General features: G+C 56.0%; 28 protein-coding genes and 1 pseudogene. 13 read left to right on the forward strand and 16 right to left on the reverse strand.

Annotated elements, in window-relative coordinates; translation table 11 throughout:
- Positions 1–51: 51 nt before the first annotated feature.
- Positions 52–690: pseudogene (gene istA / locus ASQ50_RS05995) on the reverse strand (IS21 family transposase); the annotation flags it as partial.
- A 256-nt stretch (positions 691–946) separates the two neighbouring features.
- Positions 947–1,558, reverse strand: a complete 612-nt coding sequence (locus ASQ50_RS06000; RefSeq protein WP_058092934.1) for a class I SAM-dependent methyltransferase — start codon at positions 1,556–1,558, stop codon at positions 947–949.
- Positions 1,559–1,905: 347 nt separating this feature from the next.
- On the opposite strand from ASQ50_RS06000, the gene ASQ50_RS06005 reads away from it, so the two are divergent.
- The gene (locus tag ASQ50_RS06005; protein WP_058092933.1) at positions 1,906–2,112 is read left to right on the forward strand and encodes a cold-shock protein; all 207 of its coding nucleotides are present in this window, start codon (positions 1,906–1,908) and stop codon (positions 2,110–2,112) included.
- A gap of 97 nt (positions 2,113–2,209) precedes the next feature.
- Here ASQ50_RS06005 and ltrA read toward each other — a convergent pair whose 3' ends face one another.
- From ltrA to ASQ50_RS06025, 5 genes are all read right to left on the reverse strand, one after another.
- Complete coding sequence (gene ltrA, locus ASQ50_RS06010; protein WP_068351396.1) at positions 2,210–3,487, reverse strand: group II intron reverse transcriptase/maturase; 1,278 nt, start codon at positions 3,485–3,487, stop codon at positions 2,210–2,212.
- Between the two features lie 815 nt (positions 3,488–4,302).
- The gene (locus tag ASQ50_RS21170) at positions 4,303–4,464 is read right to left on the reverse strand and encodes a hypothetical protein (RefSeq protein WP_167392895.1); all 162 of its coding nucleotides are present in this window, start codon (positions 4,462–4,464) and stop codon (positions 4,303–4,305) included.
- 83 nt (positions 4,465–4,547) lie between these two features.
- On the reverse strand, positions 4,548–5,474 hold the full coding sequence (locus ASQ50_RS06015) for a bifunctional transcriptional activator/DNA repair enzyme AdaA (RefSeq protein WP_058092318.1): 927 nt from the start codon (positions 5,472–5,474) through the stop codon (positions 4,548–4,550).
- A 103-nt stretch (positions 5,475–5,577) separates the two neighbouring features.
- Positions 5,578–6,282 carry a class I SAM-dependent methyltransferase gene (locus ASQ50_RS06020; protein WP_058092317.1) on the reverse strand — a complete coding sequence of 235 codons (705 nt, stop codon included), beginning with the start codon at positions 6,280–6,282 and terminating at the stop codon, positions 5,578–5,580.
- 90 nt (positions 6,283–6,372) lie between these two features.
- Positions 6,373–6,822 carry a hypothetical protein gene (locus ASQ50_RS06025; RefSeq protein WP_058092316.1) on the reverse strand — a complete coding sequence of 150 codons (450 nt, stop codon included), beginning with the start codon at positions 6,820–6,822 and terminating at the stop codon, positions 6,373–6,375.
- An 80-nt stretch (positions 6,823–6,902) separates the two neighbouring features.
- On the opposite strand from ASQ50_RS06025, the gene ASQ50_RS06030 reads away from it, so the two are divergent.
- Entirely contained in the window at positions 6,903–7,643 is a 741-nt protein-coding gene (locus tag ASQ50_RS06030; RefSeq protein ID WP_058092315.1) for an AraC family transcriptional regulator, read from the forward strand.
- Between the two features lie 40 nt (positions 7,644–7,683).
- Here ASQ50_RS06030 and ASQ50_RS06035 read toward each other — a convergent pair whose 3' ends face one another.
- A complete protein-coding gene (locus ASQ50_RS06035) occupies positions 7,684–9,513 on the reverse strand; it encodes a DEAD/DEAH box helicase (protein WP_082888440.1) in 1,830 nt (609 codons plus the stop codon).
- A gap of 141 nt (positions 9,514–9,654) precedes the next feature.
- Here ASQ50_RS06035 and ASQ50_RS20950 point away from each other — a divergent pair, with 141 nt between their 5' ends.
- The 6 genes from ASQ50_RS20950 to ASQ50_RS06060 all read left to right on the forward strand — a co-directional run bounded on the left by ASQ50_RS20950 (position 9,655) and on the right by ASQ50_RS06060 (position 16,432).
- The gene (locus ASQ50_RS20950; protein ID WP_156509980.1) at positions 9,655–10,056 is read left to right on the forward strand and encodes a hypothetical protein; all 402 of its coding nucleotides are present in this window, start codon (positions 9,655–9,657) and stop codon (positions 10,054–10,056) included.
- 71 nt (positions 10,057–10,127) lie between these two features.
- The gene (locus ASQ50_RS06040; protein WP_058092314.1) at positions 10,128–11,552 is read left to right on the forward strand and encodes a TolC family protein; all 1,425 of its coding nucleotides are present in this window, start codon (positions 10,128–10,130) and stop codon (positions 11,550–11,552) included.
- A gap of 9 nt (positions 11,553–11,561) precedes the next feature.
- Complete coding sequence (locus ASQ50_RS06045; protein ID WP_058092313.1) at positions 11,562–12,851, forward strand: multicopper oxidase family protein; 1,290 nt, start codon at positions 11,562–11,564, stop codon at positions 12,849–12,851.
- A 23-nt stretch (positions 12,852–12,874) separates the two neighbouring features.
- Positions 12,875–13,300 (forward strand): copper resistance protein CopC, encoded by a 426-nt coding sequence (locus tag ASQ50_RS06050; RefSeq protein WP_058092312.1) that lies wholly within the window; start codon positions 12,875–12,877, stop codon positions 13,298–13,300.
- 5 nt (positions 13,301–13,305) lie between these two features.
- Entirely contained in the window at positions 13,306–14,187 is an 882-nt protein-coding gene (locus ASQ50_RS06055) for a copper resistance D family protein (protein ID WP_058092311.1), read from the forward strand.
- A gap of 232 nt (positions 14,188–14,419) precedes the next feature.
- Positions 14,420–16,432 carry a S8/S53 family peptidase gene (locus tag ASQ50_RS06060; RefSeq protein WP_058092310.1) on the forward strand — a complete coding sequence of 671 codons (2,013 nt, stop codon included), beginning with the start codon at positions 14,420–14,422 and terminating at the stop codon, positions 16,430–16,432.
- Positions 16,433–16,534: 102 nt separating this feature from the next.
- Here the strand turns inward: ASQ50_RS06060 and ASQ50_RS06065 are convergent, their stop codons facing one another.
- A complete protein-coding gene (locus ASQ50_RS06065) occupies positions 16,535–17,020 on the reverse strand; it encodes a hypothetical protein (RefSeq protein WP_058092309.1) in 486 nt (161 codons plus the stop codon).
- Between the two features lie 8 nt (positions 17,021–17,028).
- Complete coding sequence (locus ASQ50_RS06070; RefSeq protein WP_058092308.1) at positions 17,029–17,409, reverse strand: DUF6152 family protein; 381 nt, start codon at positions 17,407–17,409, stop codon at positions 17,029–17,031.
- 233 nt (positions 17,410–17,642) lie between these two features.
- On the opposite strand from ASQ50_RS06070, the gene ASQ50_RS06075 reads away from it, so the two are divergent.
- Genes ASQ50_RS06075 through ASQ50_RS06090 form a run of 4 tightly spaced genes read left to right on the forward strand, consistent with a single transcriptional unit; the run spans position 17,643 to position 20,216 of the window.
- Positions 17,643–18,404: an SDR family NAD(P)-dependent oxidoreductase gene (locus ASQ50_RS06075; RefSeq protein WP_058092307.1), complete on the forward strand. Its 762-nt coding sequence runs from the start codon at positions 17,643–17,645 to the stop codon at positions 18,402–18,404.
- Positions 18,405–18,431: 27 nt separating this feature from the next.
- Positions 18,432–19,073, forward strand: coding sequence for a TetR family transcriptional regulator (locus tag ASQ50_RS06080; protein ID WP_058092306.1), 642 nt, complete (start codon positions 18,432–18,434; stop codon positions 19,071–19,073).
- Positions 19,074–19,132: 59 nt separating this feature from the next.
- Positions 19,133–19,576: a YHS domain-containing (seleno)protein gene (locus ASQ50_RS06085; protein WP_058092305.1), complete on the forward strand. Its 444-nt coding sequence runs from the start codon at positions 19,133–19,135 to the stop codon at positions 19,574–19,576.
- Positions 19,577–19,589: 13 nt separating this feature from the next.
- Positions 19,590–20,216 carry a DUF938 domain-containing protein gene (locus tag ASQ50_RS06090; protein WP_058092304.1) on the forward strand — a complete coding sequence of 209 codons (627 nt, stop codon included), beginning with the start codon at positions 19,590–19,592 and terminating at the stop codon, positions 20,214–20,216.
- A 47-nt stretch (positions 20,217–20,263) separates the two neighbouring features.
- On the opposite strand, the gene ASQ50_RS06095 is transcribed toward ASQ50_RS06090, so the two are convergent.
- The 6 genes from ASQ50_RS06095 to ASQ50_RS06120 all read right to left on the reverse strand — a co-directional run bounded on the left by ASQ50_RS06095 (position 20,264) and on the right by ASQ50_RS06120 (position 23,637).
- Entirely contained in the window at positions 20,264–20,644 is a 381-nt protein-coding gene (locus tag ASQ50_RS06095; protein ID WP_058092303.1) for a ribbon-helix-helix domain-containing protein, read from the reverse strand.
- 70 nt (positions 20,645–20,714) lie between these two features.
- Entirely contained in the window at positions 20,715–21,284 is a 570-nt protein-coding gene (locus tag ASQ50_RS06100; protein ID WP_058092302.1) for a DJ-1/PfpI family protein, read from the reverse strand.
- A gap of 98 nt (positions 21,285–21,382) precedes the next feature.
- A complete protein-coding gene (locus ASQ50_RS06105; RefSeq protein ID WP_058092301.1) occupies positions 21,383–21,922 on the reverse strand; it encodes a type II CAAX prenyl endopeptidase Rce1 family protein in 540 nt (179 codons plus the stop codon).
- Positions 21,923–22,094: 172 nt separating this feature from the next.
- Positions 22,095–22,514: a type VII toxin-antitoxin system HepT family RNase toxin gene (gene hepT / locus ASQ50_RS06110; protein ID WP_058092300.1), complete on the reverse strand. Its 420-nt coding sequence runs from the start codon at positions 22,512–22,514 to the stop codon at positions 22,095–22,097.
- Positions 22,496–22,909, reverse strand: a complete 414-nt coding sequence (mntA, locus tag ASQ50_RS06115) for a type VII toxin-antitoxin system MntA family adenylyltransferase antitoxin (RefSeq protein WP_058092299.1) — start codon at positions 22,907–22,909, stop codon at positions 22,496–22,498. Before mntA ends, hepT begins: the two co-directional genes overlap by 19 nt.
- Before the next feature lie 89 nt (positions 22,910–22,998).
- Positions 22,999–23,637, reverse strand: coding sequence for a hypothetical protein (locus ASQ50_RS06120; RefSeq protein ID WP_058092298.1), 639 nt, complete (start codon positions 23,635–23,637; stop codon positions 22,999–23,001).
- 136 nt (positions 23,638–23,773) lie between these two features.
- Between ASQ50_RS06120 and ASQ50_RS06125 the strand changes: the two genes are divergently transcribed.
- Complete coding sequence (locus ASQ50_RS06125; protein WP_058092297.1) at positions 23,774–24,382, forward strand: hypothetical protein; 609 nt, start codon at positions 23,774–23,776, stop codon at positions 24,380–24,382.
- Positions 24,383–24,755 lie beyond the last annotated feature (373 nt).

The following is a 24,755-nucleotide window of genomic DNA, read 5'->3' on the forward strand; positions in this document are numbered from 1 at the left end:
GGAACATAATGGGATAGGGAACATAATCCGGATTATGTGTCCCGGCACATAATCCGGAACCACCAGTTCCGGCACGCCGCCCAGGAACTCGAAGGCCCGGATATGGGAGCCAATCCAGTCTGGCAGCGACTGGCTCCAGGTGGCTTCGGCATAGGTGTAGTTGGACGCGCCCATAACGGCCACAAAGACTTGCGCCTCGTGGATTTCTCCAGTGGTGCGATCAATAATGGGCACGGTCTGGCCCGCATAGTCCACGAACAGCTTCTCACCGGCCCGATGGTCCTGGCGCATCACCAGATCCAGCTTGCCCCGCCAGGCCCGGTAGTGCTCGCAGAACCAGCTGTACTGATAGCCATCGGGGTTGGCTTGCCGATATTCCTGCCAGAGCAGGAACAGTGTGACGTTCTTGCCCCGGAGCTCATCGTGGATCCGCTGCCAGTCCGGAATGCCTCGGGCCTGTGCCGGCAGATCCGGTGGTGGCGGGAACAGCCGTTGCTCCAGTTGGGCCTCGTCCAAGTCCGCTGGCAACGGCCAGCTCAAACCGGCCTCAGCTGTGCGGCGCAGGTATTCGCTCACGGTCGGGCGGCTGACGCCGCAGGCCGCCGCAACCTGACGATTGCTCAGCCCTCGCTCCCACTTGAGGCGAAGGACTTCTTTGATTTTACGCATGGATAACCTCTTCGCTGGCATCTGGCCCTCTCCGGATGAAAAGGAGCAGAGTACCGTTAGTTATCCCGCGCCGGACGTTTTGATGGGGAAATCAGGCAGCCTGCCGGGGTGGCAGCTTTGCCGTGGAATCAGTGGCAGCTTTCGCGTGGAATGGGTGGCAGGCTTCGTCTGGAATCAGTGGCAACCTTGGTCTGGAATACGCAGACAGGTAGTAGACATTGAGTCCCGGCCCAGCAAGTGATTTGCGGGCACGAATCGAAAAGACCACACTACAAACTCAACCACCCCCAGCTTTAATCCAACTGTATACCCGCATGGGCGGAATGTTCAGCAGTTCCAGCGTGCAGCTGGTATGAGCCCCCATGACCGGATCAGTAAACCGGGCGACATCTCTCCGGAACTGGTAGGCGATAAACCGCCCGCCCTCTACCAGGTTGTCATTCACCGCCTGCACGACACGATGAGCCACAGTCGCGGGCATCTTCGAGAAGGGAATCCCAGAGATGATCACATCTGGCTGTTGCATATCGTAAACAGCCAGAATCTCGGCTAGATCCTCGGCGCTGCCCAAGTGGTTGCAAAAGCGGGGGTCAACAATGTCGCCAAGCAACTTATGGAAGAAAGGGCTCAGCTCAATTGAGAGAAGCCGCGCGTCTCGCCCCAGGTGACGAAGAAACGCGCGCGTGGTGCCGCCCGTACCGGGGCCCAGCTCCACGACCTGTCGGGCGACAGATAGCCCAGACGCCTCAACGATTCGCTGCTCCAGAAATCTCGAACTGGGGATCACAGAGCCCACTTGGCCCGGTTCCCGCAGGAATCCCCGGAAAAAGGCCGCTGCGTTAGTTCTGCGGCTCGAATCGGTATTCGGCTCACCACTTCCCCCATCCATAGCGCTGCTCCCACATGGCCATCTGAACTGTTATTCGAGTATAGCAGCGAGATTTGAACACGTTGCAGCGATCACCGGGCGCTTGATCAGGAGCCGGTGGATAGAGCCGGTCCGAAAGAAATCTTTTTGGCTTTTTGAAAACTTAGCTGTGCATTACCTGTTAATTAGCGTACTGTCTATCTCGTTGGAAACATTTAGCAAAGCATTTCACGAATAAGACCTTTTGTGTTGTAAAACATCTTGTCCTGTTTTTGGTTCTGCACGTTTTTTATTTCCCGCATATCGCCGATCAAAGATCACAACGATCTTTTGGCTGCATCTTATTGATTAAAATCAGGATAATTATTATGTCTATCATCAAAGGCAACGTTAAGTTCTTCAATGAAGCAAAAGGTTTCGGCTTTATTACTCGTGAGGGCGGCGCAGACGTTTTTGTTCACTACAGCTCTATTCAGGGTGGCGGATTCAAAACTCTGGCCGAAGGCCAGGAAGTTGAATTCACAGTGACCGACGGCCAGAAAGGCCCGCAGGCAGAGAACGTTATTGGCCTGTAAATAACAGCCAATACGTAATGAACGAGTAGGGTGAGGCGTCACCGCCTCATCCCTCTCACAGAACCGTACATACGGACCACGTATACGGCTCATGCCATTAACTTGCCCTGAACTCGGGGACAGGGATGCCGGTTCGTACTTTGGTCAGATCCATCAACCTCAGCTCATTGTGCAGATAGGCGTTGGGTAAGGCCAGGCTTGCCAGCGGTGAAGCCGCATTACGCCAGCTTTGCATCTTGATGAACTTAAACGGCGGGCGATAGCCCAGCTGTTTCAGCCTCCGATGCAACCGGCCCGGCTTCTTCCACTGCTTGAGCTGGATGCAGCGCAGGCGCCGCCTTAACCAACTCATCACCTGCTTCAGCACCCTCGCGCAGTTCGCCACCCGGAAGTAGTTGGCAAAGCCCCGTAGCACCGGATTCAGCTCGCGGATAATCGCCGCAAGCCCGATGCCCCGGTTACGCTTTGTCAGCGCTTTCAGCTTCTGCTTGAGTTTCACCACCTTCTTGTCCTGGATGCGGGTGTAGTTCGTGTAGATCACCACGCCCAGGAACTTTACCCCCTCATCGCTGTGGGCGATGTGGGTCTTGGTGACGTTCACCGTCAGCTTCAGCTCTTCTTCCAGATAGCGTTGGGCCACCCGTAACGCATTCTCCGCGCCCGCTCGTGAGCCGCACAGGATCAGGATGTCGTCCGCGTAGCGGACGATCCGGTGACCCCGGGCTTTCATGAACTGGTCGAAGGCGTTCAGATAGACGTTCGCAATCAGCGGGCTGATCACGCCGCCCTGCGGGCTTCCCAGCTCCGTTTCTTCAAGGTGGTACCCCACCATCACGCCGCTTTCCAGGAACTGGCGCAGCAGTGACAGGACACTGCCGTCCGTGATCCGTTGGCGGAACTGGCGGATGATCAGGTCATGGTTGAGCGTGTCGAAGCATTTCGACAGGTCCATGTCCACAACCCAGTCACGCCGGTATCGGCGGATAAACAACTCCGCCTTGCCGATGGCGTGGTGACCACTGCGTCCCGGACGATACCCGTAACTCGACGGGTGGAAATCCGGCTCGAAGATCGGTTCGATAATACGGCGCAGCGCCTGTTGCACAACCCGGTCCCGAACCGTCGGAATGCCCAGCAGACGCTCACCGCCGTCATCCTTGGCGATGGCTACGCGTCTGACTGGCTGCGCCCGATAGCGCTTTTCCTTCAGCTCGAGCAACAGGCACGACAGCTCCACCTCCAGATTCGCCTCAAACGCACCCAGGCTCTGCCCATCGATTCCGGCCGCGCCCTTGTTGCGCTTGACATGTCTGAAGGCTTCGTACAGACGTTGCTTTGACAGCAGCTGCCCGTACAGACTGTAGTATTTCCTCATGCCTGCTCATCTCTGTGGTGACGGCTTCGAGGATCGGTCTGGCTGCCGGTCTGTTTCAGGCGATCCGTCCGGGTACTAGCGCTCTGGCAATCTGCCGCCACGGTATCGCTCTACTCCCTTGTTCGGAGAACACCAGAGCCACTGCGTTCCCGCAGTACCCCAGTGCACGTCCCTGCCCCGTCGGGCAGCTTGTGAACACAGCGTCCACCTCTCACTCGTCGTCCGTCATTCTCGTTAATGACTTCCGCCCTTCGCATCCGATCAGAGCTTTTGACCCTGACCGGTCCGCTGAACCTCCGCCAGCGGTCATTCCGGTTTTGTCCTCCACGCTGTTACCAGGCTTCTCAGGCCGGAACTTCCTCACTACTACGGCTTCATCTGCCACCTCGCACCGACTGCGGCCTCGGCTTTCACCTTGCGCCACAGCCTCCGGCGTCGCCGGATTCGGTGTCAGGCTTCCCCGGTTACTGCACCGGCTCCCTGTTAACGATGCCACCCTCAAACACAGCACAGGTCTGACTGAGTATCGGGCGTCGCGCTATTTTGCACGCTAACCCACCTGGACTGCCGAAGCAGGTTCACTTGCGTTGTGTACCGTTAACTTCCTATGGCTTCCTTCAGGCCCCACCGTTGGCCAGTGACGCCCTTGCCAGTCGGATTGTCTTCCCCTCAGTCGGGGTGACGCCATCTTCTTTCAGATGGCCGGGTTTGCCGGCTTCGCCGGGCAAACAAAAAAGGCAGCTTCGGCTGCCTTTTTTGCTGAACCAACCCGGATATATTTACTTCCATAACCAGCCCGGGGTATCGCCAGATCATCAACTGCTTTTCAGGTTAATCTGCTTTGTACCGGTGGAAGTCAGTTGCCCACTTTTACCTTTGCCCACCTGCTCAACACGACCGCCGGATTTTAAAAAGGCTGCAGTCTGCGCCTCAATCTCTGCAGATGTTAAAGTAGCTTTCACGGCTTTTTTACTCATGATATTTTCCACATTAAGTCTTGGCTTATTCGCCGGTATTAGTACCCCAGTCTATCTGAAATCAAAAAATAATGTTGGAATGATTAATCAAACGGGCCGCTATTAGCGCCCTCCCGCTTCCGCTCAGCATCCAGCAACGCCCGCTTTCTCTCCAGACCCCAGCGATACCCGCCAAGCCCGCCATCACCCCGCAACACCCTGTGACAGGGAATCAGCACGCCTATCCGGTTTTTGCCGCAGGCAGAAGCAACCGCCCGCACCGCTTTGGGCTTGTCGATCTTCGCAGCCAACTCGCTGTAGCTAAGCACATCGCCTTCCCGGATGCTCAACAGGAATTGCCACACTTTCATCTGAAAAGCCGTCCCTCGCATATCCAACGGCAGATCCGGCCTCGGGGCGCCCTGGCTGATGTGTTCATCCAAAGCCTCCACCCAGGCATCAAGTTCCGGGGCATTCCGGGCCGGTGACGCCATCACTTCGGCCTTGGGAAATTCTGCTTTCAGACCACTCACCAACGAGGACTCACTGTCACCAAACTGGGCAAAACAGACGCCCCTTTCCGTTGCCGCCATGGCCATCAAGCCCAGAGAGGTGAGCCGGCAAGCGTAGACGATGACCTCACCCTCACCCCCAGCCCGATAGGCCCTGGGCGGCATTCCAATATCGCGGTGCGCTTCCCCATAAACCCGGCTGACGGACCCAAACCCAGAGGCAAAAATCGCATCCGTGACCTTATCGCCATTTTTCAGGGATTGCTTGAAGTGGCGCATCCGCACAGCGTCCTGATAGTTTTTTGGAGACACGCCAAAAGCTTCTTTGAATTGCCTTTGCAGCCGAGAGGGAGAAAGCCCAACAATAGCCGCCAAGCCTGCCAGTGTCAGTGGCTCGTGTGCGTGTGTCTCAATATAACGTGCGATTCTCACCAGCCGGGTCAGTTGTGAATCCTCGTCCTGGCGCTCGCCCCCGGATTTCGAGGCAGCACGCGTGTCCTTTTGCCCTGGCAACGGCATGTCATTCCCCTATATTCGCCAAGCACAGGGCTATTACAACGGACAATGCCAGGCGTTTCCATCCGATTCTTGCCCTGTTACTCCTTGCGACGCCCGCCGGCGTTTACCGGTCAGTCTTGACGCATCGGGAGATGAAAAAAATCAGGCTCTTGGATGTAGGATTTTCTGAGGCGGGTTCCAACATCCGGGAAACAACTAAACCCGCCTCACTGAATAACCGGCTCCAGTCCGCCAGTGTCCGAACGTAAAGAGGAGACGGTTCGCCGAAATCGCCAGGCAAGCCGGCCCAGGTGCCTTCCCGCCAACCGCTCTTGGCCACCTCGTTTCCGCTGAACATCATCGGGTGCAGTGTCTGGATGATCAACACACCGCCTGGGGTCAGCATTTGAGGGACAGACATAACGCACCGGCGCACAGTTTCGTCGCCAAACAGTGAAAAGTTACAGACGACCAGGTCAAATATTCCAAGCCCCAACTTAGCGAGATCAGACTGATCTCCAACCACATAATGCCCCTTGCGATGCTCTTGGGCGTATTCGATCAGCTCCCGGGATGCATCCACGCCGACGGCGCGAGAGCCAGACCTGGTCAGTAAATCCACTAACCAGCCCTCTCCGCAGCCCACATCCAGGACCCGAGAGTTCGGCTGAACATGGTCATTGATTGCGGCAAGCAAAGCATCACGCGACGCCACGCCCGGCGAACGGATTCCGTGATCCCGGACGGCATCAATCCAGGACCTCCCGTTCTCATCCCATGCCTGGACAATCAACTTTTCATAGAGATCTGGGGTCTTCTTGAGGGACATCAGGGGCTCCGCGGCGCTTCAAAATGCCCCATTGTAACCTGCAGCAACGACTCCAGCGGTACTGCAGTGACGAATGGCAAACAAGCCTCTCTAGCCCTGCCAGATGCCAAGCATCGCTCCTACTCCCAAAACCAGGCTACCACCCACTTCTCCGAGTATCAGCAGCATCATGAATACCCCAGTCATCCAGGGCGGTAGAAGTCGCTTTCCCAAGCGATGAGGGCGGCGCAATTGGTTGTCGGTATCCTGAAGCAGGCCATGGAGGATATAGGTACCAATGGCAAACGCAAAGAATGCTAAGGCCGAGACAGCCGCCACAACATTCACCCAGTCCGCAAAAACACTGCGGGCACTGAACGCAGCCAACAGCAGTGCCGCAAAGCTGTAGAGCAGTGAACTGCGGTGAGCGATGTCGACATAGGTCGGCGACGAAGCGTCCTCGCTTCGAGCCATGTGTCGGTATTTCCAGATGCCAGTGAGAAGCCCCGTCATGAAGAACAGGAACGCCGCTGAAAGACAGATCTTTTCGGCCAGAGACATACATTTACTCCTTGGTTATAGTTGTGAGGCTGAAGTATGCCGGACAAGCGCCGGTACAACTTGTACGTTTGGGCTATTCGATGACACAGGAAAAACGCATCTGGCTGGCGCGTGACCGGGCTCTGTTCCAGGGTGAGCTCCCTCCGGCAAGAATGCACGCACATGCCGCACCGGTGCTCTTGATTGGCCTGAGTGGCCCCATCACGCTGCATTTCCCGGATGGTCGCCGTGAGAACTGCCACAGCGCCCTGGTGAATGCCGATGTGGAGCACGGGCTGGATAGCGGAGGTGAGTACATAGCCTCCCTCTACCTGGAACCGGATGCGCCAGAGACCCGACTCCTGAAAGCAGGGTGGCTGAGTGATCGCCCGCTGGTGTTCGACCCAATCCCCTCTCCCGCGCGGCCTCGAAGCCTGGAGCGAAGGCTTCAATCCTTTGACATGTCCCAACTCCTCCCCGCGTCGGCGCTTGGGCACCGAGCCGAGCTGGACAACCGCATTGCCCGAAGCCTTGATTACTTGCGGGAAGCGGGAGACCAACCCTTCAACCGCGCCAATCTGGCCAACCAAGTGCACTTATCGGAATCGCGATTCAACCATCTTTTCCGGGAGGAAGTGGGCATCAGTTTCCGGCGTTACCGAAGCTGGTCGCGCCTGCGTTCCGTGTTCTACCACGTAGCGAAGAAACAGTCGCTCACCGAGGCAGCCCTTAGCGCGGGCCTGCACGACTCTGCACACCTCAGCCGGATGTTTCAGGATATGATTGGCATCGCGCCGTCACGGGTGTTTCGGGACCTGCAAGGGTTGCAGGTTCTGCGTTAACGCCTTAAGAGGAACCTGCATTCCAAGAAAATGGCAGAGCTTAGCGGCCATCACAGGGTTGGATGCACCGCAGCGAACTCGTAGGCGACCATACGCCCCTTTTACGGCACCACACCTCATTCGCCTTCCGATACTGCCCCCGATAATCGAATATCCGCTCCTGCACCTGCCAATAATGCGTCTGCTTACGGGCAATGACAAAGTCAGGCGCCGGCAACAAGGCTTGCATCTCAAGTACCTCCTCTGCCCTGCCGAAGGTTTTCGGAGCCTGGCCGTTAGCAAATCTGCGGCCGAACAGTTTGTTAAAAACGTGGCGCTGTGCCGGCTTGCTGAAATCAAACGTCTCGCCAAGCTCCTCCCCATCCTCACCGTGGTAGGTCATCTTCAGCTTGCTTCCGCCAAGGCCCAGGGTGATCCCCGCGCAACGAATCACCATGGCATCCTTGAGCCTCAGGGCATCCCTTAGCTGATCGTCCGGGTCGATAATCGCTTTACGACAGTGCCCGCAATTTCTGGCCGCAATGTCGTTCTCGCCACCACAGTGGGGGCACTCCTTGAAGCGGAAACGGTAGTCGCATTGCTGGGCGCGCGTGCCATCCCCCTCCGCGGGTTCCAGCAGCCCCTGGCAACGGCGCCCGTAATGTTCAATCACCCGGCCGTCACTGTCGGTTTTACCCCAGAAAATATTGGCAAACCCGCAGCCAGGGCAGAACACCTGCACCGGTTCACTGTCCGGATTCGGTTTTGGCTCCCCAACCTCCGGGTGATGCAAGTTCATATGGTTGCCGGCGTAATCAATCACCAGGCAATCCTTTTTGCCCTCATCCAGGCGAAGACCACGGCCCACCATCTGCTGATACAGGCTCACCGACTGGGTAGGGCGAAGAATGGCGATCAAGTCCACATGGGGCGCATCAAAGCCCGTGGTGAGCACAGACACATTCACCAGGTACTTTAGCTGCCGCTGTTTGAAGCGCCGAATCAGCAGATCCCGATCTTTCTGATCGGTGGCGCCGGTCACCAGAGCGGTCTGGTTCTCCGGCAAGTAGCCGGTGATCTCCCGTGCATGCTCCACCGTTGCGGCGAAAACCATCACGCCCTGGCGGTCTGCGGCCAGTTCCACCACCTGTTCAATGATGGCACGTGTCACCCGCTTGTGTTTGCTCAGCAGCTGATTGACGTCTTTCTCCGCGTATTCGCCAAAGCGGTCCTGAGCCAGCGACGAGAAATCGTATTGCGCCACCGCTGCATTCACCAACTCAGGCCGGGTGAGATAGCCCCGGTTGATCATATAGCTTAACGGCAGTTCGTAGATGCAGTGCTGAAACGGCTTATCCTCTTCGCTACGAACAAAGCCCCGGTAGTGATAGCGATAGATCCAGCCCATGGCCAGGCGATAGGGCGTGGCGGTCAGCCCGAGTACTTTGAGGGAGTGGTTCTGCTGTTTCAGCAGGTCAATGATTTGTTGATACTGGCTGGTTTCCTCACCGCTGACCCGATGGCACTCGTCGATGATCACCAACGAGTACTCATCCCGGAACTGATCCAGGTTCGCCGCTACCGACTGTACACTGGCAAAGGTGACCTGATGCTGACTCTCTTTGCGCTTTAACCCAGCGGAGAAGATGCCACCGGCTAACCCATAGCTCTCGTATTTGGCGTGGTTCTGCTCCACCAGCTCTTTCACATGCGTGAGCACCAGGATCTTACGCCGGGCAAGGCGGGCCAGTTCGGCAATCACCAGGCTTTTGCCGGCGCCGGTTGGCAGCACGATGACGGCAGATTCGTCCGACTTGCGAAAATGATTCAGCGTGGCGTCGACAGCTTCCTGCTGGTAGGGGCGGAGCGTGAAAGGAGCTTTGTTTTTGATCGGCGTAGAGTCCTGTGTAACGGTTCAACGTGCACCATTATAGACAGCACCGGCACTGACTACACTGGCCCTCGGAGGCCCCCTGCGCTCGTGTTCTGCGGAATATTGACTTATGACAAGGCAATATGGAAACTTGCAAGGATGTCGTCCAAACGTCGCTCTCTGATTATCATGCTCATCTTATGGCTGCCCGTCCAGGGGCTGGCTGCTGGGCTATTACATTGCGACATCCATGCGGCACAGTCCACTTCAGATGAACCGTTTTCCCTGCATCAACACCATGCTCCGAATTCCCATGAAGCCGTCCACGAGCATCACCGCAGCGCGTCAAACGACACCGGCCATCATCATGCCAACTACAAATACCCGGACGCCCAACACGCCGATCCTTGCCAGCAGTGTTGCCAGGTGTGCACAACGTTGATCCCCTCCCACGCTTCCGCAGCCAGTCCCGATCTGGCCACGCCGGTTATGCGGCACGCAGAACGTGCTGACAGCATTATCTCCGACCCTCTATTCCACCCACCACAAAACCTCAGTTAACCAAAAACCTGAACCTGCCGCGGCATTGGCCGCCACGGCATGACCCTTGGTGACTTTGAGGCAAAAAAACCATGAAAAACCTGATTGGCGGAGCTATGGCCGTCCTGTTTCTGCAGGGCTGTGCCACGATGGCGCCCCCCGATTATTCGCAACTGGAGGCCGATCTCGACCCGCTGTTGCAGTCTCCGGCGCGGGGCCAGATTCACCAGACTCTGGAATTGTCCGAGCAAGAGCGATTTGAACAGGTCGACGACTTATTGTTTGAACCGCTGACACCCGGAACCGCGCAACACCTGGCGCTGGTCAACAGCCCACATATCCGCGCGCACTTACACCGGTTAGGCATCGTTGAAGCAGAACAGCTACAGGCACAAATGCTAAGCAACCCGACCCTCGCCGTGTCAGCCATGCGACCGGATGGCGGTGGCCGTTGGGAGCTGGGGCTGGGCCTGAGCCAAAGCCTGCTGGATTTGATGACCCACTCTTTACGAAAGACCCTGGCGGAGGAAGCGCTAACCAGCGCACGGCTTGACCTGCTGGACACCCTGAACCAGGAGCTGTATCAGGTTCAGCAGGATTACTTCCATGCCGTGGGTGCCAGCCACCGTGAAGCTGTCGCCCGGCTGGCCCTGAATGCAGCGGAAACAGCCCTGTTGCTGGCGGAACGCCTGCACGAGGCCGGCAACCTTAAAGAACTGAGCTTGCTGCATTACCGAGACCAGCAGTTACAGAGCCAGCGTGCCCTGCGCCGCGCCCAGGCCGATGCCCAGCAAGCGCAAACCACACTAGCGCTGCGACTGGGCCTTGAACATCCCGCCATGATGGAGTTGCCGGTCACCCTGCCACAACTGCCAAACGATGAACAGATAGACGTTGCCGCCTTAACAGACCACGCCCTGACACAGCGGCTGGACCTGCGCATCGCACGGCAAGTCCAAGCCGTTGCAGAGCATCGCCAGGCGTTCTACGCGCGCCAGGGCGGGATCACCCAATGGGACATCGGGATCGATGTCGAGCGCGATTCTGACGGCGGGTACAGCACGGGCCCCTCGATGTCGATTGGCCTCCCCCTGTTCGACCGTAACCAGGCGCGGAGGGCCGGGGCTGGCGCCCAGTTATTGCGCGCCGACGCGCTGGTGAATGCCAGGGAGCTCGAACTGCGTACACAACTCCCGGATTTGGCTAACCGATTAAGACTGACCCGTACCAACGTTGAGCAACTGGAACAACAGGTCATCCCGCAATGGCAACGGCAAGTGGACCTGCGCCTGCGCGAATACAACTTTATGTTGGTGGGCGCCTTTGAACTGCTCAATGCCAGGGCGCGGGAATTCGATGCCTGGCGCGAGCACGCTGAAACCCTTGAGCAGTATTGGATTCAGCGCATACATCTGGCGATGATCAGCGCCACCCCCCTAGACGCCGCTCTGCCAGACGCGGTCCAACTGCCCTCCGTCCAGGCTGGCGGCCAGGGTCACGAACACCACAACCACTGAGGCAGCACCATGGTTAATCGTCGTCATTTCATACTGGGCAGTGCCGCTGGCCTGGTAGCCGGTGCCCTGCCAGCACAGGCTTTCGCCGCTGGCAATCGCCACGATACAACACACACGCCGCTCACAGCGCCAGACCGAACCAGTCAGGGCTATCGCCCGGTCATCACGCCCAACGGGCGGACCCTGGGTTATCGCTTGCGCGATGGTGTAAAAGAGTTCCACCTGATTGCCGAGGAGATCGAACACGCCTTCGGCGACGGCACCACCATCAAAGCCTGGGGTTACAATGGCAGCACCCCGGGGCCCACCCTTGAAGCTGTCGAGGGTGACCGGGTGAGAATCTACGTGACGAATCGCCTGAAAGAACCCACCAGCGTGCACTGGCATGGACTGATACTGCCCAACGGCATGGACGGCGTGTCCGGCCTGACCCAGCCCTCCATCCCGCCCGGCAAAACCTTTGTCTATGAGTTTCCACTGGTACAACACGGTACCCACATGTACCACCCTCACGCAGATGAAATGGTGCAGATGGCCATGGGCATGATGGGCATGTTCATCATTCATCCCCGTGAGCCAGAAGCCAACCCGGTAGATCGGGACTACGCCATCATGCTGCATAACTGGTCCGTTCATCCGGGTACCTACCGCCCAGACCCATCGATCATGCAAGACTTTGATCTGTGGACCATGAACAGCAAGGTGTTTCCGTTTATCGATTCACTGGTGGCGCAAACGGGTGAACGAGTACGTATTCGCATGGGCAACCTGTCTATGTGGAACCACCCTATGCACGTTCATGGCGTTAAGTTCTGGGTCACCGGTGGCGACGGCGGGCGCTGGCCTCAGGCACAATGGCGCACCGAAGCCACCGAAATTGTCGGCGTCGGCCAGGCCCGCGACATCGAGTTTATTGCCACGCCCGGCGACTGGGCCTTCCACTGCCATATGGCCCACCACACCATGAACGCGATGGGGCACGACATCCCCAACACCCTGGGCGTAAATCAGAACGAGGTCGAGCAACGCATTCAGGCGCTGGTGCCTGGCTATATGGCCATGGGTGAACACGGCATGGGTGAACACCAGACTCATGTCGACGCCGGCCATATGCCAGGCCCGGAGAACACCCTGGCCATGATGATGGGCAAAGGCCAGTTCGGAAATATGGAAATGGGCGGGATGTTTACCGTCATCAAAGTTCGCGATCAACTCGACGGGGACCCCGGCTGGTATCAGCACCCAACGGGCACCGTTGCCCGTGAGACTGATCGTGTTCCCAATGATTTGCCAAAATAGCTTCTAACACCGGAGAAAGAGCCATGACTAGACACCTGCTTCTGCCCCTGCTAATGATGTTTTTCGCCCTCACCAGCGCCAGCCTGGCCAACGCCCACACGGATGTGGTGTATTCGTCACCCGCAAGCGACGAGCACGTGCAAACGTCCCCAGAACACCTGGAACTCCGTTTTGGCGACACTGTACGACTGATGCGCGTAAACCTGACCGATGGCGACGGCGACCGGGTACGAGTGGATTTCCGGCCCAGCCGCGAATCCAAAACCGATTACCGGATTGACCTGCCAACACTTCAAGAAGGGCACTATGAAGTGGAATGGCGCGCCATGGCCGACGATGGCCACACCATGACCGGCAGCTTCAGCTTTCACCTTGGAGAGAGCGCTGAGGCCCATGAAAGCCATCAAGGCTCAGCCTCGGACCAGGATGCACATGAGGGTCACCACTGACCGCCATGGACATCTGGACCCTCCTGACCGTCGCCACCAAGGTACTGATCTATCTCGGCACCGCAGGGATTATTGGCGGCCTGTTCTGCCTGTGGCTGCTTAAACCTCACGGCATAGAGCGGCCAATACAGCGCTATATGCTTGTGGCGGGACTGGCGGGACTGGCAGCTACGGCTGCCAGTTTTCCGGTGCACACAGGTGCTGCTTTTGGGGAGGGTATCGCCGGTGCCCTCGACCCCGACATCGCGAGCATTATCTGGGAAACCAATGTGGGAGACAGCACCCGAGCTCGCCTGCTGGGCTTTATTCTCGCCCTCGCAGGCGTATTCCTGCTCAGGCAAGGGGCCGGCTACCTGCGCTACGCCTTGATCGTGGCCGGCGCGGCCAGCCTGTTGTTTGCCTTTACGCAGACCGGACACTTACACGACGACAGCCGTGGCATCGTGATGCTGGTCATTCACCTATCGGGGATCTCCCTGTGGCTGGGGGCACTCTATCCACTGTGGCGGGTTAGCAACGATCATCAGATCGATCGTCTGCAGGCCAGCATGCAGCGTTTTGGCCAGACGGCCGTGGCCTTTGTTGGCGCGCTAGTAATCTGTGGGGGACTCATGATTCTGCTGCTGGTTCAGCCCCTTTCGGGGCTGGTCAACAGCGCTTACGGCTGGCTGTTGCTGGCCAAGCTTGCCTTGGTATCGCTGTTATTAGCACTCGGCGCCATCAACAAACTCTATATTGTCCCCCGGCTGGCACGGGCGGGATATACGAGGCGGCTTCAGCTATCCATAATTACAGAAATGACCGTAGGTTTGGCAATTATGATGATAACAGCTGTTCTGACCACGGTGGTCGGGCCAGAGTTGTCCAACGAAGGGAACACCTGGTGAAGCTGGTCGGGCGTTTCAAACCTCCCATTTCGTAACGTGATCTAGGTATTCACCAGAGCCTCCCGATCATTAGGAAACTGTTTGGCCGCCCTCAAGCCACGCCGAGCCGCCCCCCTCTAACTTTGCCTATTATCGAAATCCCGCCTACGTTTAATAATTAAACAATCACCAATTACTGCAGTTAGCCCAGCAATCCACGCAACGATTGCCCCGTGCACGCCATGGAGGGGAAATGCCTAAGCTCACGCTCATTCTGTTGACAGCCTTTTTGGGAGCATGCCAGACCGTGAGCTACGATTCACGAGTACTCAGACTTCCCACCACTTCAGATACGACCTCAACCAACACGAATGCGGTCAAGACCTACTCTATAGGCCTATATACTGAAAAAGACTTGGATACCCTAAAAAATAGTCGGTTTTTCAAGGAGGCTCTTGGTGACAGTGATGTTAACGAAATCCGAACGACCTATACGTTTCCAAGTCAGATCATTACTGAGCCGGCATCCATAAAGACGTTGAAACCTCAACATAGAATACTATGGAAAACTGTAAGCTCGGAATCAGTCGATTCGCTTATTAACGAAGTGGAGCTTGCGCATGAAGACAAAAAGGAGGTCAGGTCGCCGTGGGATATTGCTCACAGCGTACTTCTGGCGAACACGAAGAGCTTCAATCAGGAAAACCCAGTATTTATTATTGCTGAACCAGATTTCCATCATGAGAACGCTTTCATAACCGCTTGGCATAAAAGTATCGAGGGTGAAACCACCAACGAGCACGTGCCAAGATCCAATTACGATATTGTTCAAGATCGAAAAAAGATTTGGCCAGGGGGTAGCACGCCTGCATGGCATATGGAAGACGATAAAACTCAGCTATTTTCAGCCCAGAAACGTATTGCAGATATCGTTGATAACATGAACCGCGTTCAAATTGCTCACCTCGATACTGGGTACAACCCTTTTGACCCGCTACTTCCCGCGTATTTTCAGGAAGAGCATTCATCAGACTTCACTGGTCAAAGCGGTTGCACAATTACGGGCAATGGCTCTGGTCAATCCCCCGGTGAACAACCCAGCCACGGGGCACGCACACTGTCCGTTTTAGGTGGCTCTAACCTGAACGAGTATGAACATTCCAACGAGGCCCTGATAATTGGAGGCAACCCCTACGCCGCAATCCGTGAATATCGAATCGGCAAATCTGTCATACACATCAGACCAAAAGAGATGACTGAAGCTATTTGGTGCGCCACTGAAAACGGTGTCGACATCATTTCCATTAGTGCAGGGGGCTTTCCGTCAATTTCTCAACGCAATGTGGTTAACGATGCTTACGACAAAGGCGTCGCTATATTTGCCGCCGCCGGCAATCATTATCGCCTGCCAATTCTCAACATTTCTTCACCAAAGACGGTTGTATTTCCTGCCAGATATTCACGTGTCATGGGCGTTGCCGCTGCCACCCATGATGAAACAAGTTATGCCGACTCGCCCTCGTTCTGGAGCCAGTTCTTACTTTTCAGCTGGGAAGACCACATTGCCCCCTGGGTATTGAGGGGAAATTACGGCCCCAACTCGATAATGGCCGATAATATGATTAGCGCTTACTCTCCAAATATAACAACGTCCTATGCACAGCATCAGGACCGCATTTCTATCAGCCTTCAAGGCGCCGGGACATCCAACGCAACGCCACAGGTAGCTGCGGCTGCCTCACTTTGGTTGCAGCAGGAATACCCGGCAATGAAAAACGATATTTCAGATCAGCCCTGGAGGAAGGCCGAAGCCATCTATCACGCATTATCGAGCTCGGCAGCTACAGAGTTTCCCGACTACGAAACCGAAAAATTCGGGGCAGGAGTCCTCAGGGCACAAGAACTAATGAGAACGTCATACTCCGACATCCGAAGCGAGCTCGCCAAAAGGCCACCGTCATCAATCGGATTTCGTTGGATTGCTGACACCATCACCAGCATCCCGCCAGAACAAGCGATTGATCTTCAGCTAGCCTTCAAACTCGACATGCTAATAACCGAGGCGGCTCAGGTGATATACAACAGAGAGGGGTTTGACAGGTTGATTGATGCCGCCACCAATTGCTTGAATTACGTTAAAAACGTGGAGGATTGTTTAGACAACGAGAGGCGCTTGGAGACCATAGAACTCCTGTTAGGCATGGACAATATCTCCGATCACCTCAGGCAGCATCTGACGATGCTGAAGGAGAACTTATCAGTGTAGCTAGAGTGGAAAAGCATAATGGTTGGTCGAACGCGCTGACAGGCCCGATGTGCTTGTGGCAAATCACCAGAGGCATTCTCCACTTCTTCACGCAAAATCGATTCAAAAATACCCCAATAACCTCCCAAGAGTCAGCGCACTAATCCATACAAACAAAGACAACGCCGCCCCCACTCTCACAGAAAAAGGCATTTTCGCCATCAGAGGCAGATTCTCCACATCCCGGCGCTTCAATACCTTACCCAGTACCAAAGCATTCGATACGCCCAACACCACCAGCGTGATCTTGGCCTGGAACAACGACGAACCCGCGTAGTCCACGGCTGCCGTGGCGAATAAAAGTAGCCCGCAAACGATTGCCAGCACCAGCCCCATCGCCGATGTAATTCGTAGCACAGCAATGAAAACTGACACGGGGTACCTGCGCCAAAGCCCCAGCAAACGCAGATCCAGGGGCACAATACCCCCAACCAGCATTGCAACCCCGAGAATGTGCCCGGCGTTTACCAACGGGTACATGAGCGTGGAATTGCGCAGGGCCGAGACCAACGCCAACTCCTGGGTAAAACTCAACGCTGGTTCAATCATCCCCGGGCTCAGGAAGCACGGCCAGGGTAAAGATTGAAGTCCTGAACGTCGATTACAACGCGCTCGGCCTTCACTAACCGTTCCCCCTCCCGGGCCGAACGGTGACCATGCACGGTAATCTCCCGCCCCTCGCTCAACATTTCCCTGGTCAGTCCAACCCGTTCATTACGCCAAGGCTGACCCACTTCCACCACCCAATCCTCACCATCCGCGCGTATCGTCACCTCGCCATGGGGATTCCCGAGGCGCACCGATTGGATAACACCAGTGATTTCGAATTCCTCATCTGTGGCCCAGGCCCAACCGTGATGCGCCTGAGCTGTCGAGGTGGCCAGAAATACAGCAAACACTGCAGTACTCAGCAGAAAGATGAAACGAAGCTGAGGCATGATTAATCCTCCCGTCGCGATAGTGTCGAAGCAATCACTCAGGTTTTACATCAACCTGTTGAGCAAATACGAGGATGCCCTGTCACCAGACTAGGACAGATTCCCCAGCAAAGCAGCACGGAAGACTCCGGTTCCCCGAATTGGCTCCAAAACATAAGTAACCATAGGTTATTTACATGACGAAAGCGCCAGCGTATATTAAATAACCCTAGTTCACTTAAATGGAGAAGAGCATGTCATACGTGATTATCACCGGCGCCAGCGCCGGAATTGGTGAGTGTTTCGCCCGGGCACTGGCATCTGAAAAACAGAACCTGATTCTCGTCGCCCGCCGGGAAGAACGTCTCAACACTCTGGCCAACGAGTTGAAGCAACAACACGGGATAGACGCTATTGTTCTGAAAGCTGATCTGGCAGACCAGGCAGGCGCCGATGCACTGGCCCAGCAACTGAACGATGGCGGCTGGGCGCTCACCGGCCTGATCAACAACGCCGGGTTTGGCGACCGTGGTGCTTTTACTGACCTGGGGCTTGAACGGCAACTGGCTATGATCCAGGTAAACGTTACCTCCCTTGTCTCACTCACCTGGCAGTTGCTGCCGGCGCTGCGCAAGCAGCCAGGCAGCTTTGTGATTAACGTAGCGTCTCTGGCGGCGTTTCAGGCCGGGCCCAATATGGCCATCTATTACGCCACCAAGGCCTTCGTTCTGTCCTTCTCCGAGGCACTGCATGAGGAGCTAAAGGGCGCAGGCGTTGCCGTCAGTACGCTGTGCCCGGGTGCCACGGAGTCGGAATTTGCCCTGGAAGCCCACATGACCAACACCAAACTGTTCAAAGCCGGCACCATGACGGCTGAAGCGGTAGTCAAAAAGTCCCTTGCCCAGCGCCGAAAAGCCATCGTGATTCCCGGGCTGCGTAACCTGCTGATGGTATGGTCTGGTAAACTCTCGCCCCGGGCCGTAACACGGCGCCTGGCCGGCTGGCTACAAGCCTGAACGCGGCCAACAAGCGAGTGACTTGAGGTGGTTTTGAAGTACAGACTATGCGGTGGTAAACAGCGCGCCCGCTCCGAGTCGGATAAGGCGCTGCGGGAACAACAGATACTCAATGCGGCGGAAGACCTGTTCCTGGAGCATCGGTTCCATGGCGTCACGCTGGCAGACGTGGCCCGGGAAACCGGGGTCACCAAAGCCGCCCTGTACCGTTATTTCCGCAGCAAGGAGCTGCTATTCATTGCGGTGTACCGCCGAGCCATGTCGGACTGGGTGTCAGAAGTGGAAGCCTCCGGCCCGGCAGGTTTCCCAGAGCGGTTTGTTGATCACATTCTGGCTCATCCCGTATTCTGCGGCCTGACCGCAATCCTGCACATTGCCCTGGAAACCGGCCTGAGCGAAGACGAAGCCCGGGAGTTCAAGCTCTTCCTTCTGGCTCAAACCCGCCGCATCAGCACGATTATCGGGGCAGCTACCGGCCAGCAAGAAGCCGCCTGCCTGCGGTACCTGATGCAATGCCAGCAGGCGCTGATCGGCAGTTGGCACATGTGCCACCCACCGGGGCCAGCCCGCAAGGCCATGCAAAAAGAACCGCTGACCGTGTTCCAACTGGAGTTTTCAGACACCCTAAGGCAACACTTGGGCGTTTTGACCAAGGCTTTTATTGCGTAACAAATCGGAGGTTCGGTTGTCAGGTTTATCGTACACCTGACTACCAGGGAGAACCCGACATGAACAGACACATCACACTGATTGCTACCTTCTGGCTCCTGGCCAGCATGGCCTGGGCTGCTGAACCGCCGGTTTACACTGGCCTGTTGAGCAATACTGGTGCCGGTGGGTACGACACCGTGGGCTATTTCACGCAGGGCAAACCGGTCAAAGGCTCGCCCCGTTACACTGCAGAGTACCAGGGTGCGACCTGGCGTTTTGCCAATGCGGAGAATCTTGCACAGTTCAACGCTAACCCTGAAAAATTCGCACCGGCCTACGGCGGCTATTGTGCCTGGGCTGTCAGCCAGGGCTACCTCGCCAAAGGCGATCCACAGCATTGGAGCATAAGGGACGGACGGTTGTTTCTGAACTACAACCAATCGGTACAAACGTCTTGGCTGGCAAACACCGACCACCTCATGCGCGAGGCGGATGCTAACTGGCCAGCCGTTCTGAAATAGGAGAAACGCATTGATGACCAACCAACTGCCCTTTTCCCAAGCCTGCGAAAACAACAAGGGCCCCATACTGGAAAGACTGCGCGAGGTCTTCAATGCTCCGGGCACCGTGCTGGAAATAGGCACCGGCACCGGCCAGCATGCCGTGCATTTCGCAGCAGCCCTGCCCCACATACAGTGGCAGCCAACGGACCACCCCTCGGCCGCACACCTGGCGGTTGCCCGGCTGGAACAGGCTGCCCTGCCAAACATTCTCCCCATGCGAAAGCTGGACGTGGCCAACAGCCCATGGCCCACGCGGGAATTCCGATGGGCGTTCTCCGCCAACACTGCCCACATCATGGCGTGGACAGAAGTGGAACAAATGTTCCAGGGCATCGGTGCAAGCCTGCCTGATGACGGCGCGTTTTGCCTCTATGGGCCGTTCAGGCACCAGGGTGAATTCACCAGTGAAAGCAATCAGGCGTTTGACCAGTCACTCAGATCTCAGGCGCAGCACATGGGCATCCGCGATATCGAGGATTTGTCTGCGCTGGCCAAGGCGGTGGGGTTGGTACTGCGGGAAGATTATGCAATGCCGGCAAACAACGAGATGCTGGTGTTTGTTCCAGTGCATGCGACCGGTAAACAACCGACAGACTGAGGATCAGGGGCTGTATCCGCGAATAGGGAAGCGGCGGTGTCTCGCACCTAGTGGCTTGCCTTACTCACGACTTTCGGTGTTGCCGATTTACCGCGCTTACCAGCAAGAATACGGTCTGCATCCAGCGAAGCGATTGGCACCCGGGTATCCCTCGGCACGTCACCACTCAGTTGCAGCTCAAGGTAGCGCAGCGCGCAGACCCGGAGAAAGGATGTGAAATTGCCAAGGTCATGGCCAGCATCAATGGACTCATGATAAAGCCGGGTGATCATCTGCGGCAGATTCATGCCATCGCGCTCAGCCAGCTCCGACAGCACCTGCCAAAAGGCGTTTTCCATCCGCACACTGGTGACCATGCCGTCAATTCGCAGGGAGTGGGTGCGGCTAACCCAAAGCTCCGAATCGGCGTTGATAAAGAGCTTGCACATAACAGCCTCCCCGAAAATGGTTGATGGCGCTTGACGGTGCTGAGGAGCCAGCGAACTGGCTCCTGCTACGTTACTGATCCAGCAATTTGAAAAACTGCGCAAGCCAGGCCGGATGAGCAGGCCACGCAGGTGCTGTTACCAGATTAGCATCGGTGACCGCCTGATCAACCTCGATAGCGGCGAAGGTACCGCCCGCCAGCTCCACTTCCGGTTGGCAGGCCGGATAAGCCGAACATTTGCGACCCTCCAGAACCCCTGCTGCCGCCAGCAACTGAGCACCGTGGCAGATTGCCGCCACCGGCTTATTGGTTTCGAAGAAATGGCGAACCAGACTCTGCACCTCCTTGTTGAGCCGCAGGTATTCCGGAGCACGGCCGCCGGGCACCACCAGCGCGTCGTAATCTGCCGGATTCAGTCCGTCAAAATCCGCATTCAGGGCAAACCGGTGGCCGGGCTTTTCGGTGTAGGTCTGGTCACCCTCAAAATCGTGAATCGCCGTGGCGACCGTGTCGCCTGCCTTCTTGTCCGGGCAGACAGCATGAACCGCATGGCCAACGGCCTGCAGTGCCTGGAACGGCACCATGGTTTCGTAGTCTTCGGTGAAATCACCGGTAATCATCAGAATCTTCTTCCCGCTCATGGCTGTCTCCTTGTGTTTGTATTGCCAGGTCAGGAAACATTAGCAGCGGTGGAGTCATGGCGGGTATTAAGGGGTTACTACAGGTCTTAAAGAGGCAGTCACAACTCCAGCATCAGATTCCTGCCCCCAAGAAAAAGCACCCAAACCGTTACCGCAGCCCAGTGAATGATCACCGGAACCCAAATAGAGCGGGAAACGACGTAGGCCCAGCCACAAGTAACACCCAAAGCGCACACGATAACCAGAAACCACGGGGCCAGGAAAAGAGAAATAGCCGTCGGATTAAACAACAGCGCATTGAAGGGATGCCACGCGACGAAAACCAGCGTGCTGATTGCCACACTCCAAGCAGCCTTTCCAGGCCCTGAGGACAATACATTTCGCGGTATCAGTACGCCCCTGAAGAAGACTTCTTCAAGCAGAGACGGGAAAACAAACAACAGGATGGGTAGCACCGGAGTGATCGGCGAATCCAGCCAACCGAATTGAAACAAGCCGGCACCGAAACCGACGGAGACCGCGATAACGGCAAACACCGGCACAAGCGCCCAGGCCCTCAACGGAGCCCGAAAAGGAGAAGCCAGAAAGCTCTGGCCCAAGTTGTCACGGAGGTATTCTACTATGTGCTTTGGCGCCATAGGATTACCTGCATGGAGTGGATTCACCGGAATTCACACCAGAGCCTACAAATACCGCCCACCAGCCCCAATCGCAACCACAATCAGCCCAAGATCACCACGATACCCAGCGCCTGCATCATATGGATATGCCAAACCCATAAAGCTCCCCAAATGTGTTTCGACTAACCCTCTACTTCGCGATTAAATCCGAAAACACTCTGGCAAAAGCCCGAAAATCACCAAGGTGTTTACTGCAGATGGCGTAGACAATCTCCCAGTTCACATCGTCATAATTGTGAACCATTACATTCCGGAATCCGACAGACTTCCGCATGCGAGCCGCCAGCTCGGTATCGATGATGCCGGACTGCGCCAGTGCTTCGAACGCCTGCCCCATGGTTTTCGGCGCAGTGGTTTCAGCGTGTTCCGCAAGCCAGTGTGATGCGATATCAACACACATTTGCACCGCACGGGTCAGGTTCAGCGAAATAATATCTTGCGCATCCAAGTCAACCAGCAAAGTATCCAGATCCTCAGGCAGACGTGACTCCACGCGCTGAATGCAGCGCCTGAGGGATTCCAGCTTCTGTGCTACGAGTTGTTCATCCATGCGTTGCGCCGACCTTCGAGTATGCGTTTCTGGTAAGGGACAAAGTCTTCATTCTCCATGATGTTTCGATAAATCAGATCACCCCATTGGTGGCGTGTACCCATCACCTGTATGCCAGTTCTCACAATCTGGTCAAGTAAAGGCTGGCCGGCTGTGCGCAGGTCCACCAAGTCAACGGAGCGATTGAAGGCCAGAGCAATGGCTTCGGTTATGGCAATGTGCTCATCTGCACTCAGTTCTTTGTCAGCCTGAACCGCGACATCAATATCGCTGTCTGGCCGGGCTGTTCCTCGGGCCATGGAGCCAAAGAGAGCGGCAACCCGGATTTGAGGAAACCTGGCCATTAACTCGCGGAGCTTCTCGGTATCGGGATGTTTGACTGCGTTAGGGACCATGATGTTCGCCTGAGTGGTTTACTTTTGAGTGTATCAGAAAGCATTCACACAGGTGGCATGGCTACACCATAGCGGGTCAACCAGCCGACCTACCTCTGCGGGCGCCTATTAGCTTCAAGCTCAGCCCGGATAGTCTGATATATTTCCTGGTTCCGGGATTCCAAAAACGCTGCAAACTCAAAAGCGTTAAAGCCATGATAGTCCTTCCCCGGACTATCAATCGGCAGGCTTGGATCCGCCCCCAACTCCAGAAGGGCGCGGAGATAACCCACATCGGCGTATAGCACGGCCTCATGCACTGGTGCCAGCCCGTTGTGATAGCCGTTCAACGGCTCACCCCTTGCGGCAAAGTGTCGAAGTAACGCATAGCCACGGCGCGTCATGATGGACTCAGCATCGTGCCTATCCAACGAGGCGCCCACGAAATTGACCAAAGGTTGCAAACAGCCACCCATCGCCGTCATCGCTTTACCGCAGCGTTCATAGGGCCAGTCGGAATTGGTGAGAAGCCAGTAGGCCACTGCAGGCCGGATCGCCAGGCTATTAAAGTCCGAGGGGCTCCAGGGCACTTCTTCGGGGTCAAGAAGCGCTATAACTGTCAGCCCCCAGGCATCGGAACCAAAAGCCCAGGTGCGATAGAACATCGGGTATAGCGTCAGGGCAATCACCAGGCACCCGCCACATAGGGTGAGCGCCTTTTTGTGGCCCAGGAAATATTTGATAAGCACTTTGCTCCTCCTTGAGCATTTTTTGTTTTGGGGGTTAGCTCTCTCTGCCAAAGGTATGCTGTGCTACGCACAAGCATTTGGTACGATACCCCCCGCTTGCGTAAGGACTACGCGGCCTGACTGTAAGGGATTATGTATGAAAAGAACTGGCCTAAAATCCAGCATGAATCGGCACCAAAAAGTCCTGTGCGCCATTCTGCTGCCAATGGTCATCCTCTCGGTACCTCAGATCTTCGGCCCTAAAAATTTCTGTCCCGATTTAGAGGTTGCCAAGATTGCGCTGTACCTATCGGCATTTATCACCTTCTTGGTATCGCTCTGGGCAAGGTACCTGCTTCATACAGGAAAGATCACTCCGGATCCCCAATGGCATTCGTTTGGCCTTAGCAAAAAGTGCCTCACCTTCATAGGTTGCCCCTTGTTGCTCTGGATGATGTGCCACTTATCCTTCGGTTACACGATCCCGCGCATCTGGACGATGCTGAGTAGCGAGACCTTAACGGTAGCATACCAAGTCACAAAATACCGTGGCGGTGGTCGCCACTCGTGCAGCTATCAACTTGAGAACGATCAACTGGACCGAATGTATTTCCAAATCTGCGTGCCCAGAGATTTCTGGTATCGATTGCCAGATGGCCCGTTCATCGCAATGTTCAAAGTTGAGCAATCGCCTTTAGGAATGACATTCAAAGGGTCTGGGGTTAACTGGGCGCCCCTCTCCAGTGAGCCGAACCACAAAGGGTAAAAGAAGCTGCGGTGAGTTCTTACACTCACTAATTAAACATTCCTAGATACCAACCTGAAAAGAAAAACAGAAACATAAGAATCGCATATACGGTGAAAGGCAAGATTACCCAGAGTTTCAACGAAAGAGGCAAGGGCTCCTTCTCGTCACCCATTCTGGATTCGATGCGGGGCCCTATTCGCGGAAGGTTCCGAAATGCAAAGAACGCGTATACATGCCCAACCCTCATCCATCGACCTAGAGGTCCATTCCTCCAGATTATACGGACCTCATCCAGTTTCTTACCGGGCGTTGCGATTCGCCGCTCGACTTCCTCGGTTTTACGAAAAAATAGTGTGACCATCAAAAACATCAGAATGACGCCAACTACCAA

The organism is Marinobacter sp. LQ44 (genome assembly GCF_001447155.2).
Classification (GTDB): Bacteria; Pseudomonadota; Gammaproteobacteria; order Pseudomonadales; family Oleiphilaceae; genus Marinobacter.

Coding starts and splice junctions, on each gene's coding strand:
- ASQ50_RS06000 (WP_058092934.1), bottom strand. CDS start 1,558: ATGGATGGGGGAAGTGGTGAGCCGAATACCGATTCGAGCCGCAGAACT.
- ASQ50_RS06005 (WP_058092933.1), top strand. CDS start 1,906: ATGTCTATCATCAAAGGCAACGTTAAGTTCTTCAATGAAGCAAAAGGT.
- ltrA (WP_068351396.1), bottom strand. CDS start 3,487: ATGAGGAAATACTACAGTCTGTACGGGCAGCTGCTGTCAAAGCAACGT.
- ASQ50_RS21170 (WP_167392895.1), bottom strand. CDS start 4,464: ATGAGTAAAAAAGCCGTGAAAGCTACTTTAACATCTGCAGAGATTGAG.
- ASQ50_RS06015 (WP_058092318.1), bottom strand. CDS start 5,474: ATGCCGTTGCCAGGGCAAAAGGACACGCGTGCTGCCTCGAAATCCGGG.
- ASQ50_RS06020 (WP_058092317.1), bottom strand. CDS start 6,282: ATGTCCCTCAAGAAGACCCCAGATCTCTATGAAAAGTTGATTGTCCAG.
- ASQ50_RS06025 (WP_058092316.1), bottom strand. CDS start 6,822: ATGTCTCTGGCCGAAAAGATCTGTCTTTCAGCGGCGTTCCTGTTCTTC.
- ASQ50_RS06030 (WP_058092315.1), top strand. CDS start 6,903: ATGACACAGGAAAAACGCATCTGGCTGGCGCGTGACCGGGCTCTGTTC.
- ASQ50_RS20950 (WP_156509980.1), top strand. CDS start 9,655: ATGTCGTCCAAACGTCGCTCTCTGATTATCATGCTCATCTTATGGCTG.
- ASQ50_RS06040 (WP_058092314.1), top strand. CDS start 10,128: ATGAAAAACCTGATTGGCGGAGCTATGGCCGTCCTGTTTCTGCAGGGC.
- ASQ50_RS06045 (WP_058092313.1), top strand. CDS start 11,562: ATGGTTAATCGTCGTCATTTCATACTGGGCAGTGCCGCTGGCCTGGTA.
- ASQ50_RS06050 (WP_058092312.1), top strand. CDS start 12,875: ATGACTAGACACCTGCTTCTGCCCCTGCTAATGATGTTTTTCGCCCTC.
- ASQ50_RS06055 (WP_058092311.1), top strand. CDS start 13,306: ATGGACATCTGGACCCTCCTGACCGTCGCCACCAAGGTACTGATCTAT.
- ASQ50_RS06060 (WP_058092310.1), top strand. CDS start 14,420: ATGCCTAAGCTCACGCTCATTCTGTTGACAGCCTTTTTGGGAGCATGC.
- ASQ50_RS06065 (WP_058092309.1), bottom strand. CDS start 17,020: ATGATTGAACCAGCGTTGAGTTTTACCCAGGAGTTGGCGTTGGTCTCG.
- ASQ50_RS06070 (WP_058092308.1), bottom strand. CDS start 17,409: ATGCCTCAGCTTCGTTTCATCTTTCTGCTGAGTACTGCAGTGTTTGCT.
- ASQ50_RS06075 (WP_058092307.1), top strand. CDS start 17,643: ATGTCATACGTGATTATCACCGGCGCCAGCGCCGGAATTGGTGAGTGT.
- ASQ50_RS06085 (WP_058092305.1), top strand. CDS start 19,133: ATGAACAGACACATCACACTGATTGCTACCTTCTGGCTCCTGGCCAGC.
- ASQ50_RS06090 (WP_058092304.1), top strand. CDS start 19,590: ATGACCAACCAACTGCCCTTTTCCCAAGCCTGCGAAAACAACAAGGGC.
- ASQ50_RS06095 (WP_058092303.1), bottom strand. CDS start 20,644: ATGTGCAAGCTCTTTATCAACGCCGATTCGGAGCTTTGGGTTAGCCGC.
- ASQ50_RS06100 (WP_058092302.1), bottom strand. CDS start 21,284: ATGAGCGGGAAGAAGATTCTGATGATTACCGGTGATTTCACCGAAGAC.
- ASQ50_RS06105 (WP_058092301.1), bottom strand. CDS start 21,922: ATGGCGCCAAAGCACATAGTAGAATACCTCCGTGACAACTTGGGCCAG.
- hepT (WP_058092300.1), bottom strand. CDS start 22,514: ATGGATGAACAACTCGTAGCACAGAAGCTGGAATCCCTCAGGCGCTGC.
- mntA (WP_058092299.1), bottom strand. CDS start 22,909: ATGGTCCCTAACGCAGTCAAACATCCCGATACCGAGAAGCTCCGCGAG.
- ASQ50_RS06125 (WP_058092297.1), top strand. CDS start 23,774: ATGAAAAGAACTGGCCTAAAATCCAGCATGAATCGGCACCAAAAAGTC.